We start from the raw sequence: 12,949 nt of genomic DNA, 5'->3' as shown, positions 1-12,949 counted from the left end.
GCGCCGACGGCCATTGAGGCCGCCGGCGCTTTTTTCCTTTCCGCCGCTCAGAGGCGGAAGCGGCGCACCGTTTCCCGCAGCTGCTGGGACAAGCCGGCCAGCTCACGGGTGGCCTCATCCACCTCCTGGGTGGATTCGCGGTTGCGGCCGCTCATGGCGGCGATCTCCTCAATGCCGCGGGCAATCTCGGTGCTGGTGGTGGCCTGTTCGTCCAGCGCGGAGGAGACGTCGCTCACCGTAGACACCACTTGCTGCGAGGAATCGTTGATGCGGGCGATGGCCTCGCCGGCCTCGCCGGCCAGGGCGACGCTGCGCTGCACGCCGCGCACCTGCTCGTCCATCGCGCGCACCGCGGAATCGGTGCCGGTGGTGATCAGGCCGACGATGCGGGCGATGTCCTCGGTGGAGGCGGCGGTGCGCTCGGCCAGCTTGCGCACTTCGTCGGCCACGACGGCGAAGCCGCGGCCCTGTTCGCCGGCGCGGGCGGCCTCGATGGCGGCGTTCAGCGCCAGCAGATTGGTCTGGTCCGCCACCTCCTTGATCACAGTGACCACGGTGGCGATCTCCTTGGACTGCTGGCCGAGGTTGCGGATGGCCTCGGCGGACTGGTCCACCGACTGGGCCACGCGCTGGATATCGCTAACCACCCGGCGTATCACCTCGGCGCCGCTCTGCGCGGTGTCGCCGGACTCGGTGGCGATCTTGCGCGCATCCGCGGTGAAGGCGGAGACGTGGGTGATGGAGGTGGTCATCTGCTCGATGGCGGCGGCGATGGACTCGGCCGCGCCGGACTGCTGGGCGCTGGCGGTGGAGATGGCGCCGGTGTTGCCGGCCAGGTTCTCGCTGGCGGAGGCGATGCGCTCGGCGTTGTCCTGGATCAGCCGCACCATGTTGCGCAACTCCTGCTGCATGCTGCGCAGGGCTATCGCCAGGCTGCCGATCTCGTCGTCGCGGTGGATGCGGATCTCGGTGGCGAGGTTGCCGCCGGCGATGTCGGTGGCGAAGCGGCGGGCGTCCTCCAGCGGCCGCATCAGGAAGTTGCGGGCGAAGATGAAGCCGCCGATGCCGGAGATGGCGGCCGCCAGCAGGATCATCGCCAGCATCACCACCACCGCCTGCTGGAAGGCGGCCTGTTCCTGCTCGTACTCGTGGCGGGCGCTTTCGAGCTGGGCCTCGATCAGCTCGCGGATCACCGCCGAGATCGGGTCCATGGTGGGGTAGAGCACCCGCTCGGCCACCGCGTGGATTTCGCTCAGGGCGCCGAGCTTGAGCTTTTCGATCATCTCGGTGACCAGCTTGTCGCCGGTGGCCATCAGTGGCTCGGCGGTCTTCACCAGCTCCTGCTCGCGCGGGGAAAGCTGGCCGGCGCGGAAGGCCTGCCATTTCTCGCCGATCAGCTTGTGCGCCTTTTCCATCACGGCGGCGCCATCCTCCGGCGTCAGCGTGCCGTCGCGCACCTTCTGGGTGGCGTTGACGATGGCGACCGCGTATTCGTCGGAGATGACCTTGAGGTCGCGCAGCGGAATCACCCGCTGGTTATAGACGCCATCCAGTCCGTTGAGGGTGGAATACATGCCCTTGATGCCCAGCAGGCCGAGGACGAGGGCGAGGGCGATCTGCAGCAGGATGGCGAGGTAGAGCAGGGTACGGACGGCCAGGCTCTTGCCCGGCGCACGCGGGGTTGGGCGCGTCATAGTCTCCTCCGGCCGCCTCGGTAGCGGCATCGTTGTGTCGTTTGTGCGTTGCGCCGGAGGGCGTGCCGAACTGCCCGCCGGGGTGCAGGCGGACTGCCCTGCGTGGGGAAAGATACCCCCTTAGCGGTACGGCCGGGGTACTCCTTTAGCGTTTTATGAGGACTTCGGCACAGTGCGGCGGGGCGCAGGGCCAGCCGCGGCGGCGATGCCCGCGGGGGTGGCGCCGGCCACCAGGCCGCTTGCGGTCTCGGCGATCAACTCCAGCATGGCCTGCTGCGTCAGCGTCGCCGGCCGGCGCGAGCTGATGGCCAGCATCAGCTTGCTGCGCACTGTGGGTGAGACGATGGGGTGGACGTCGAAGGCGTCCGCATTGCCGGAGGCAGTCACCGCGTTCATCGTCAGCACCGCGCTGCCGGCGCCGTCCGCCACCAGGTCGAGGATGGCGGCCACGCTGTCTATCTCCAGCGCGATGCGCGGCCGGCAGCCGATGTTGGCCAGCTCGGATTCGATCAGCATGCGCATCGCGTGAGGGCGGCTGGGGATCACCAGCTCGCGGGCGGCGATCTCCTTCAGGATCACCGGCTGCGGGCCGGCGTTACTCTTGCGCTCGATGAGGAAGAGCTCTTCCTCCAGCAGCGGGATCAGGTCCACGTCCGGCGAGGCCACCGCGTTGTAAAGCACCGCGATATCCAGCCGGCCGCTCACCAGGGATTCCTGCATGGTGGTGGACAGGCCTTCGGTGATGGACAGCGAAGCCTCCGGCAGGCGGGCGCGGAACTCCCGCGTCAGCGGCACGGTGAGCACCTTGGACAGGCTGGGCGGCAGGCCGAGGGCGACGCGGCCGCTCAGGGTGCCGCGCACCCGGGCCAGCTCTTCCTTGGCGCGCTCTATCTGGTGCAGCACGCCGCGGCCGTGCTCCAGCAGCAGCTTGCCGGCCTCGGTGGTGGTGACGCCGCGGCCGTTGCGGATCAGCAGGCTCTGGCGCAGCTCCACCTCCAGCAGCCGTACCTGCCGGCTCAGCGCCGGCTGGGCGATGTCCAGGGCGATGGAGGCGCGGGTGAAGCTGCCCAGTTCTGCTACCCGGACGAAGTATTCCAGCTGCTTCAGATCCATGCCGCGCACTGCCAAGGAGAGAATAACTGCAGCGATGATATCGCAAAAAGGAATAGCTGATAGAGCGGCCCGCCCCTGTCGAACCGGGTTGGCGGCTCCCATAATCATCCCATGCAAACCCCTATCCCGACCCTGTTCATGCGTGGCGGCACCTCGCGCGGACCCTTCTTCAAGGAGTCCGACCTGCCCGCCGACATCGCTACCCGCGACCGTGTGCTGCTGGCTGTGATGGGTTCGCCCGACCGCCGCCAGATCGACGGCCTGGGCGGCGCCCACCCCCTCACCAGCAAGGTCGGCATCGTCCGCCGCAGCGAAGTGCCGGGCGTGGATCTGGATTTCCTCTTCGCCCAGTTGCAGCCGGAGAAGGACACGGTGGACACCACCCCAAACTGCGGCAACATGCTGGCGGCGGTGGTGCCCTTCGCGCTGGAGACCGGCCTGGTCCAGCCGCAGGGCGACACCTCCACCTTCCGCGTGCTCACGCTGAACACCGACATGCAGTGCGACATCACCGTGCGCACCCCGGGGGGCGTGGTGGAGTACGAGGGCGATGCGCGCATCGACGGCGTGCCCGGCAGTTCGGCGCCCATCACCATCAACTTCCTGGATACCGCCGGTTCGGTCTGTTCCGGCCTGCTGCCCACCGGCAAGGTGCGCGACGTGATCGACGGCGTCGAGGTCACCTGCATCGACAACGGCATGCCGCTGGTGATCTTCCGCGCCGCCGACGTCGGCCGTACCGGCTACGAGACGGTGGCCGAGCTGAACGCCGATACCGAACTCAAGGCCCGCATCGAGCGCCTGCGCCTGGCCTGTGGCCACGCCATGGGGCTGGGCGACGTCAGCGCCAAGAACTACCCGAAGATGACGCTGATCGCCCCGCCGCGCGACGGCGGCAGCCTCAGCACCCGCAGCTTCATCCCGCACGTCTGCCACGACGCCATCGGCGTGCTTGCCGCGGTCACCGTGGCGACCGCCTGCGTGCTGGAAGGCTCGGTCACCGAAGGCATCGCGGTGGTGCCGGAGGGCGACGCCAAGAAGGTCTCGGTGGAGCATCCCACCGGCGAGTTCTCGGTCGAGCTGGCGCTCGATCCGGCGAACCCGCAGAACGTCACCCGCGCCGCCCTGCTGCGCACCGCGCGCCTGCTGATGCGTGGCGAGGTGATGGTGCCGGCCTCGGTCTGGAAACCGTAGGCGGCACACCGTTTCAAGTTAATCCACCCAAACGGCGAGCCGGAGCCTTCCCAGCGAGGCTGGCGCATCCGGAAACGACCCCTTCAAACGCCAGAGAGCGTCCCTTCCACTCGCTCATCGGAGACGCACAATGAGCAAGCAGCAGCCTGTGGATGTGCAGGCGTTCATCAACGGGCACCCTTTCTCCCGCTTCCAGTGGGCCATCTTCGGCCTGTGTTTCTTCATCGTGCTGCTGGACGGCTTCGACACCGCCGCCATCGGCTACATCGCGCCCTCGCTGATCCAGGAATGGGGCGTCAGCAAGCCCGACCTGGCTCCGGTGCTGAGCGCGGCGCTGTTCGGCCTGGCCGCCGGCGCCCTGTCCGCCGGCCCGCTGGCGGACCGCCTCGGGCGCAAGAAGGTGCTGGTGGGCTCGGTGCTGGTATTCGGCCTGGCCTGCCTGGCCTCGTCCTTCGCCACCGATCTGCGCATGCTCACCGAACTGCGCTTCGTCACCGGCCTCGGCCTGGGCGCGGCCATGCCGAACGCGGTCACGCTGATGAGCGAGTACTGCCCGGACAAGCGCCGCGCCATGATCACCAACGCCATGTTCTGCGGTTTCCCGCTGGGCGCGGCCTTCGGCGGCTTCCTGGCGGCGTGGATGATTCCGCAGTGGGGCTGGCGCAGCGTGCTGACGCTAGGTGGCATCGCGCCGCTGCTGCTGGTCGTGCTGCTGCTCGTCCTGCTGCCGGAGTCGGTGCGCTACATGGTGGCCAAGGCCCAGTCCGCCGACCGCATCCGCGCCGTGCTGAGCCGCATTTCCGCCAGCGTGTCCTCCGCCTCCTCCTTCGTTATGAGCGAGACCAAGGCGGTGGTGGAGGGCAAGAGCGGCCTGGGCGTGGTGTTCTCGCGCGCTTACGCCGTCGGCACCGTGATGCTGTGGCTGTCCTACTTCATGGGCCTGGTGATCTTCTACGCGCTGATGAACTGGATGCCGGTGCTGTTCAAGGACGCCGGCCTGGCCCCCGGGCAGGCGACCCTGATCGCCGCGCTGTTCCCGCTGGGCGGCGTGGGCGCGGTGTTCTTCGGCTGGCTGATGGACCGCTTCAACGCCAACCGCATCATCGCGGTGGGCTGGCTGCTGACCGCCATCGCCATCTTCTCCATCGGTGAAGTGGTGGGCAGCGTCGGCACCCTGGTGGTAGTGGTGTTCGTCGCCGGCACCATCATGAACACCGCCCAGTCCTCGCTGCCGGCGCTGGCCGCCGCCTTCTATCCGACTGCGGGCCGCGCCACCGGCGTGTCCTGGATGCTGGGCATCGGCCGCTTCGGCGGTATCGCCGGCTCCTTCCTGGTGGCGGAACTGTCGCGCCGCCAGCTGAGCTTCAGCGAGATCTTCATGGTGGTCGCGGTGCCGGCGCTGATCGCCGCGGTGGCGCTGCTGATCAAGCAGTTTGCCCATCCGGAGCCCTCCGGTGCGGCCAAGCGGGTTGCCGAAGAGGTTCACGCCCACTAATAGTTGGCCTTGTGGGGCGGCCCGCGCGGCCGCCCCACAAGGCCGGTTCCGAGTACGACGACAAAAGGACAAAACGATGATCATCGACTGTCATGGTCACTACACCACCGCACCGAAAGCGCTCGAAGAATGGCGCAACCGCCAGATCGCGGGGCTGAAGGATCCCTCGGCCACGCCCAAGGTCTCCGAGCTGCAGATCAGTGACGACGACCTGCGCGAGACCATCGAGAAGAACCAGCTCCGTCTGATGAAGGAGCGCGGCTCCGACCTCACCATCTTCTCGCCGCGCGCCAGCTTCATGGCCCACCACATCGGCGATTTCAACACCAGCTCCACTTGGGCGGCGATCTGCAATGAACTGTGCTATCGCGTCTCCCAGCTGTTCCCGGACAACTTCATCGGCGCTGCGATGCTGCCGCAGTCCCCTGGCGTCGATCCCAAGACCTGCATTCCCGAACTGGAAAAGTGCGTCAAGGAATACGGTTTCGTCGGCATCAACCTCAATCCGGACCCCTCCGGCGGCCACTGGACCAGCCCGCCGCTGCATGACCGCCACTGGTACCCCATCTACGAAAAGATGGTCGAGTACGACATTCCGGCCATGGTGCACGTGTCCACCAGCTGCAACAGCTGCTTCCACACCACCGGCGCCCACTACCTGAACGCGGACACCACCGCCTTCATGCAGTGCCTCACCTCCGACCTGTTCAAGGATTTCCCCACGCTGAAGTTCGTGATCCCGCACGGCGGCGGCGCGGTGCCCTACCACTGGGGCCGTTTCCGCGGCCTGGCGCAGGAGCTGAAGAAGCCGCTGCTGAAGGATCACCTGCTGAACAACATCTTCTTCGACACCTGCGTCTATCACCAGCCGGGCATCGACCTGCTGACCAAGGTGATCCCGGTCGAGAACGTGCTGTTCGCCTCCGAAATGATAGGCGCGGTGCGCGGCATCGACCCCGAGACCGGCTACTACTACGACGACACCAAGCGCTACATCGAGGCCGCCGCGATCAGCGCCGAAGACCGCTACAAGATCTATGAGGGCAACGCCCGCCGGGTTTATCCGCGCCTGGACGCTGCGCTCAAGGCCAAGGGCCTGTAAGGAGAGAACGAAGATGAGCCAACCGATGAACCAGCTCGGCATCGTCAAGCGCAACATCGTCCGCGCCGACAAGGCGGCGGTGGAGAAGCTGTCCAAGTTCGGCGTCGCCACCATCCACGAAGCGATGGGCCGCGTCGGCCTGATGAAGCCCTACATGCGCCCGGTGTATTCCGGTGCCAAGATCTGCGGCACCGCCGTCACCATCCTGCTGCAGCCGGGCGACAACTGGATGATGCACGTGGCCGCCGAGCAGCTGCAGCCGGGCGACGTCGCCGTGGCCGCCTGCACCACCGACAACGAGGACGGCTTCTTCGGCGACCTGCTCGCCACCTCCTTCCAGTCTCGCGGGGCCAAGGGCCTGATCATCGACGGCGGCGTGCGCGACGTCGAAGAGCTGGAGAAGATGGGCTTCCCGGTGTTCTCCAAGGCCATCCATGCCAAGGGCACCATCAAGGCCACGCTGGGCTCGGTGAACATCCCGGTGGTGTGCGCCGGCGCGCTGGTGAATCCGGGCGACGTCGTCATCGCGGATGTGGACGGCGTGGTCGTGGTGCCCGCCGCCATCGCCCAGCAGGTGGCGGACGCCGCCGAGAAGCGCGAGTCCTTCGAAGGCGAGAAGCGCGCCAAGCTGGCTTCCGGCGTGCTCGGCCTGGACATGTACAAGATGCGCGAGCCGCTGGAAAAGGCTGGCCTGAAGTACATCGACTGATGTCCGGCCCCGGCGCTCACCCGGTGGCGCCGGGTGGCCGGCCCCGAATCCCGCCGAAGCAACTCGACGAGGTAGATCGAGCGATGTGAATCCCGCGGCCGGCCTCCCTCGCCGGAGGCCGGTCCGCAAGCAGGCCGCAAGCACGCGGTTTTCGTCAAGAGAGGGGCGCAGTCCCCACCACCCCCGGCCCGGAGGAGACAGAGAGCATGAAGGCGAACGAGATCGACACCCTAGGCAAGCATTTCCCCCCATCCCAGGCCGACCCGCAGCGCCGCGCGCTGCTGGCTGGCCTGGCCGGCTTCGGCGGCCTCGCCGCCGCCGGCTTGGGGCTGCCTGCATGGGCGCAGCAGCCGGCGGCCAGCGCCAGCGGCACCCGCATCATCCTGGTCGGCACCAAGGGCGGCCCGCGGGTGGGCGGCGAGCGCTCCAACCCCTGCACCGCGCTGCTGATAGACGGCGTGCCCTACGTCATCGACTGCGGCCAGGGCGTGGCCCGCCAGTTGGTGCAGGCCGGCATCTCGCTGCGCGACCTGCGCTACGTCTTCCTCACCCACATGCACTCCGACCACAACCTGGAGTACGGCGGCCTGCTCTACAGCGCCTGGGCCACCGGGCTGAAGGACAAGGTCGCCGTCTATGGGCCGCCGCCGCTCGAAGAGATGACGCAGGCCTTCTTCGAGTACATGAAGTTCGACATCGACACCCGCATCGGCGACGAGGGCAAGCCCGACCCGCGCAAGCTGGTGGAGACGCACACCTACGACCGCGACGGCGTGATCCTGCAAAACGCCCAGGTCAAGGTCAGCGCCGCGCGCAACATCCATCCGCCCATCCACCACTCCTACGGCCTGCGCTTCGATACGCGCGACCGCAGCGTGGTGGTGTCCGGCGACACCAACTATTCCGAGGCCATCGTCAAGCTCGCCACCGGCGCCGACGTGCTGGTGCACGAGGCCATCTACGTGCCGGGCGTGGACGCCATGCTCAAGCGCGTGCCCAACGCCGCCACCCTGCGCGAACACCTGCTCGCCAGCCATACCACCACCGAGGACGTCGGCCGCGTGGCCGCCGAGGCCGGGGTGAAGAAGCTGGTGCTGACCCACCTGGTGCCGGGCGACGACCCCGGCATCACCGACGAGATGTGGCTCGAAGGCGTGCGCAAGCACTACAAGGGCGAAGTCGTCGTCGGCAAGGACCTGATGGTGCTGTGATGGACGGGCCGCTCGTCCTGCGTGTCGGTCTCATCGGCTACGGCGAGGTGGGCCGCATCCTGGCCGAGGACCTGCGCGCGCTCGACGTCGCGGTGTCCGCCTTCGACCTCAAGCTGGCAGACGAAACCGCCGCCGCGCCGCTGCGCCAGCATGCCGCCGCGCATGGCGTCACCCTGGCCGCCTCCCATGCCCAGGTCGCCGCCGAGTGCGAGCTCCTCATCTCAGCCGTCACCGCCAGCCAGGCGGTGGCCGTGGCCCAGGCCTGCGTACCCGGCGTGGCCGCCGGCATCTTCTTCCTCGACTTCAACTCCGCCTCGCCCGGCGCCAAGCGCCGCGCGGCGGAGATCATCGACGGGGCAGGGGGCCGCTACGTGGAAGGCGCGGTGATGACCTCAGTGCCGCCCTACCGCATCCGTGTGCCGCTGCTGCTGGGCGGGCGGCACGCGGCGGCGCTGGCGCCGGCGCTGGCATCCCTCGGCTTCGAGGCGCAGATCGCGGACGTGCGCCTGGGCGTGGCCTCCGCCACCAAGATGTGCCGCAGCGTGATGATCAAGGGCATGGAAGCCATGGTCATCGAAAGCCTCACCACCGCCCGCCACTACGGCGTGGAGGACGCGGTGCTGGCCTCGCTGTACGAGACCTTCCCCGGCATCGACTGGGAAAAGCAGGCCGCCTATTTCTTCCAGCGCGTCATCCAGCACGGCCGCCGCCGCAGCGAGGAAGTGCGCGAAGTGGCGCAGACGGTGCGCGAGGCCGGCCTCGTGCCCTGGTCCGCCGCCGGCACCGCCGAGCGCCAGGCCTGGATCGCCGACCTCGCCGATGCCGGCTTGTTCGGCGACCGGGCCGCACCCGAATTCGCCCGCAGCGCCGACTGGCGCACCGAGGCCGACCGCATCCTGCACAGCCTGGGGAAGGGCGGCGAGTGAGCGTGGCGCAATGGCAAACCGATTTCAGAAAGGCACATGTCCGCCCGGCGCGGCATGGCCAATACCACCCGAAGGAGACCGTGAGATGAAACTGAAGAACCAGCTGGGCAGCGCCATCGCCGCTGCGCTGATTGCCTTATCCACCACCGCGGTGCATGCCGCCGAGCCGGCTGCCGCCGCCTCGTCCGCCAGGGATTTCAGCGTGGTGCTGCTGGGCACCGGCACGCCCAATCCCAACGCCGAGCGCTTCGGTGGCGCGGTGCTGGTGCAGGCCGGCGGCCAGAACCTGGTGTTCGACGCCGGCCGCGGCGTCACCATCCGCCTGTGGCAGCTCGGCCTGCCGCTGCGCAGCGTGGATCATGTCTTCCTGACCCACTACCACTTCGACCACACCAACGGCCTCGTCGACCTGTGGCTTACCGGCTGGGTATCCACCGCCTATGGCGGGCGTACCACGCCCTTCCGCATCACCGGCCCCAAGGGCCTGGGTAATCTCACCAGGGGGCTGGAGGCCGCCTATGCGGACGACCTCGCGGTGCGTGTGGCGGACGAAGGCCTGCCGCTGGCCGGCGTGAAGTTCGACGTCACCGAGTTCGATGAGGCCGGCGGCGTGGTGTACGAGCAGGGCGGCGTCAAGGTCACCGCCTTTCCCAATGAGCATGGCGAGAAGATCCACCCTTCGGTGGGCTACCGCATCGACTACGGCGGCCGCTCGGTGCTGATCTCCGGCGACACCCGGCCCTCGCCCGGCGTGCTCAAGTACGGCAAGGGCGTGGATCTGCTGATCCACGAAGTCGCCGCCGCCCGCCCCGGCCTGCTGGAAGAGAACCCCAAGATGCAGCCCATCATGGACCACCACTCCACCCCGGAGCAGGCCGGCAGGATCTTCGCCGAAACCCGGCCGAAGCTGGCGGCCTACACCCATTACGTGCTGCCCGCCACCAAGAAGTACCCGCCGATGTCGGTGAACGACGTCAGGCAGGCCACGCAGACGGTCTATGACGGTCCGCTGGCGATGGGCGAAGACCTGATGCGCTTCGACATCGCCGACACGGTCAGTGTGGTGCCCTGGAAGCCCGCCAGCCGATGAAACCCGCGCCGGGCGTCCCCGCAGGCCGCCCGGCCTTTTACCGACAACAACTTGCCTTAGTGGAACGCGACATGGAATTCACCAAGACCCCCGGCTGGCTCGACTGGTATCAGGGCCCGACCAAACCTCAGTTCAAGCTCCCTGCCGGTGCGGTGGATGCGCACTGCCATGTGTTCGGTCCGGGGGCGGAGTTCCCCTACGCGCCGGAGCGCAAGTACACCCCCTGCGACGCCAGCAAGCACCAGCTCTACGCCCTGCGCGACCACCTCGGCTTCGCCCGCAACGTCGTCGTCCAGGCCACCTGCCACGGCGCCGACAACCGCGCCATGGTGGATGCGCTGGTGCATTCCGGCGGCAAGGCCCGCGGCGTGGCCACCGTGCGCCGCAGCGTCACCGACGGAGAGCTGAAGGCGATGCATGAAGCCGGCGTGCGCGGCGTGCGCTTCAACTTCGTCAAGCGCCTGGTGGACTTCACCCCCAAGGACGAGCTGCTGGAGATCGCCAGCCGCATCGCCCCGCTGGGCTGGCATGTGGTGATCTACTTCGAGGCGGTGGACCTGCCCGAGCTGTGGGACTTCTTCACCGCGCTGCCGACCACGGTGGTGGTGGACCACATGGGGCGGCCAGACGTGAGCAAGCCGGTCGACGGTCCCGAGTTCGAGCTCTTCCTCAAGTTCATGCGCGAGAACGAAAATGTGTGGAGCAAGGTAAGCTGCCCGGAGCGCCTGTCGGTGACCGGCCCGCGCGCGCTGGACGGCGAGCGCAACGCTTACCGCGACGTGGTGCCCTTCGCCCGCAAGGTGGTCGAGAGCTTCCCCGACCGCGTGCTGTGGGGCACCGACTGGCCGCACCCCAACCTCAAGGACCACATGCCGGACGACGGCCTGCTGGTGGATTTCATCCCCCACATCGCCCCCACCGCCGAGCTGCAGCAGAAGCTGCTGGTCGACAACCCGATGCGGCTGTACTGGCCGGAAGAAGTCTGAGCGCGGCGCGCCCGGCATAGAAGGAGAGACACCATGGCACTCGACAAGCCCTACACCGACGTTCCCGGCACCATCATTTTCGATGCCGACCAGTCGCGCAAAGGCTACTGGCTCAACCAGTTCTGCATGTCGCTGATGAAGGCCGCCAACCGCGAGCGCTTCAAGGCCGACGAGCGGGCCTACCTGGACGAGTGGCCGATGACCGAGGAGCAGAAGCAGGCGGTGCTCGCCCGCGACCTCAACTGGTGCATGCGCACCGGCGGCAACATCTACTTCCTCGCCAAGATCGGCGCCACCGACGGCAAGAGCTTCCAGCAGATGGCGGGCAGCATGACCGGCATGACCGAAGAGGAATACCGCGACATGATGATCAAGGGCGGCCGCTCCGCCGAGGGCAACCGCTACCTCGGCGAGAACGGCGACGCCCAGCCGCAGAACCAGCCGCAAGGCGCCGCCGGCAACAAGAAGGACTGACCATGGCCAAGATTTCCGCCTCCGTTTACACCTCGCACGTGCCGGCCATCGGCGCCGCGATCGACCTGAAGAAGACCGGCGAGGCCTACTGGCAGCCGCTGTTCGCCGGCTACGAGTACTCCAAGCAGTGGATGAAGGAGAACACGCCCGACGTGATCTTCCTCGTCTACAACGACCACGCCACCGCCTTCAGCCTGGACTTCATTCCGACCTTCGCCATCGGCACCGCCGCCGAGTTCATCCCGGCGGACGAGGGCTGGGGCCCGCGGCCGGTGCCCAAGGTCATCGGCCATCCGGAGCTCGCCTCCCACATCGCCCAGAGCGTGATCCAGGACGACTTCGACCTCACCATCGTCAACAAGATGGATGTGGACCACGGCCTCACCGTGCCGCTGTCGCTGATGTTCGGCGAGCCGGACGCCTGGCCGTGCAAGGTCATCCCCTTCGCCGTCAACGTGGTGCAGTATCCGGTGCCGTCGGGGCGCCGCTGCTTCCAGCTCGGCCAGGCCATCCGCAAGGCGATCGAGAGCTACGATGACGACATCAAGGTGCAGATCTGGGGCACCGGCGGCATGAGCCACCAGCTGCAGGGCGCCCGCGCCGGCCTGATCAACGCCGAGTGGGACAACCGCTTCCTCGACCGCCTGATCGCCGACCCGGCCGATCTGGCGCAGATGCCGCACATCGACTACGTGCGCGAAGCCGGCTCCGAGGGCATCGAGCTGGTCATGTGGCTGATCGCGCGCGGCGCGATGGCCGACGTCAACGGCGGCGCCAAGCCGACGGTGAAGCACCGTTTCTTCCACGTCCCGGCGTCCAACACCGCCGTGGGCCATCTCATTCTGGAGAACAACTGAAGCAGTTTCGCCCTGCTGGAATCGACGAGACCGTCGCAGGGCCGTCCCAAGACGGACGAGGCCCCCTCGGGGGGCTGTTTGGCATACATGACAAACGG

The 12,949-nt window shown here is 67.8% G+C and carries 12 protein-coding genes; 10 read left to right on the top strand and 2 right to left on the bottom strand.

Going from position 1 to position 12,949, the window contains the following annotated elements; translation table 11 throughout:
• Positions 1-47: 47 nt before the first annotated feature.
• The gene (locus tag C7389_RS10890; protein WP_133591271.1) at positions 48-1,694 is read right to left on the bottom strand and encodes a methyl-accepting chemotaxis protein; all 1,647 of its coding nucleotides are present in this window, start codon (positions 1,692-1,694) and stop codon (positions 48-50) included.
• Positions 1,695-1,847: 153 nt separating this feature from the next.
• Complete coding sequence (locus C7389_RS10885; RefSeq protein ID WP_133591269.1) at positions 1,848-2,807, bottom strand: LysR substrate-binding domain-containing protein; 960 nt, start codon at positions 2,805-2,807, stop codon at positions 1,848-1,850.
• 111 nt (positions 2,808-2,918) lie between these two features.
• Here C7389_RS10885 and C7389_RS10880 point away from each other — a divergent pair, with 111 nt between their 5' ends.
• From C7389_RS10880 to C7389_RS10835, 10 genes are all read left to right on the top strand, one after another.
• On the top strand, positions 2,919-4,001 hold the full coding sequence (locus C7389_RS10880; protein ID WP_133591267.1) for a 4-oxalomesaconate tautomerase: 1,083 nt from the start codon (positions 2,919-2,921) through the stop codon (positions 3,999-4,001).
• Positions 4,002-4,131: 130 nt separating this feature from the next.
• Entirely contained in the window at positions 4,132-5,496 is a 1,365-nt protein-coding gene (locus C7389_RS10875) for an MFS transporter (RefSeq protein WP_133591265.1), read from the top strand.
• A gap of 76 nt (positions 5,497-5,572) precedes the next feature.
• Entirely contained in the window at positions 5,573-6,598 is a 1,026-nt protein-coding gene (locus C7389_RS10870) for an amidohydrolase family protein (RefSeq protein WP_133591263.1), read from the top strand.
• Between the two features lie 13 nt (positions 6,599-6,611).
• Complete coding sequence (gene ligK / locus C7389_RS10865) at positions 6,612-7,307, top strand: 4-carboxy-4-hydroxy-2-oxoadipate aldolase/oxaloacetate decarboxylase (RefSeq protein WP_133591261.1); 696 nt, start codon at positions 6,612-6,614, stop codon at positions 7,305-7,307.
• 206 nt (positions 7,308-7,513) lie between these two features.
• Positions 7,514-8,518, top strand: a complete 1,005-nt coding sequence (locus C7389_RS10860) for an MBL fold metallo-hydrolase (RefSeq protein WP_133591259.1) — start codon at positions 7,514-7,516, stop codon at positions 8,516-8,518.
• A complete protein-coding gene (locus C7389_RS10855; RefSeq protein ID WP_133591257.1) occupies positions 8,518-9,444 on the top strand; it encodes an NAD(P)-dependent oxidoreductase in 927 nt (308 codons plus the stop codon). Before C7389_RS10860 ends, C7389_RS10855 begins: the two co-directional genes overlap by 1 nt.
• Before the next feature lie 85 nt (positions 9,445-9,529).
• Entirely contained in the window at positions 9,530-10,534 is a 1,005-nt protein-coding gene (locus C7389_RS10850; RefSeq protein ID WP_162851715.1) for an MBL fold metallo-hydrolase, read from the top strand.
• A 71-nt stretch (positions 10,535-10,605) separates the two neighbouring features.
• Entirely contained in the window at positions 10,606-11,520 is a 915-nt protein-coding gene (locus C7389_RS10845) for an amidohydrolase family protein (protein WP_133591253.1), read from the top strand.
• 33 nt (positions 11,521-11,553) lie between these two features.
• On the top strand, positions 11,554-11,994 hold the full coding sequence (ligA, locus tag C7389_RS10840; RefSeq protein WP_133591251.1) for a protocatechuate 4,5-dioxygenase subunit alpha: 441 nt from the start codon (positions 11,554-11,556) through the stop codon (positions 11,992-11,994).
• Positions 11,995-11,996: 2 nt separating this feature from the next.
• On the top strand, positions 11,997-12,851 hold the full coding sequence (locus C7389_RS10835; protein WP_133591249.1) for a class III extradiol dioxygenase subunit beta: 855 nt from the start codon (positions 11,997-11,999) through the stop codon (positions 12,849-12,851).
• The last annotated feature ends 98 nt before the right edge of the window (positions 12,852-12,949 follow it).

It is taken from the genome of Azoarcus indigens (assembly GCF_004361735.1).
Classification (GTDB): domain Bacteria; phylum Pseudomonadota; class Gammaproteobacteria; order Burkholderiales; family Rhodocyclaceae; genus Azoarcus; species Azoarcus indigens.
This window is presented reverse-complemented; position numbering and strand designations above follow the sequence as displayed.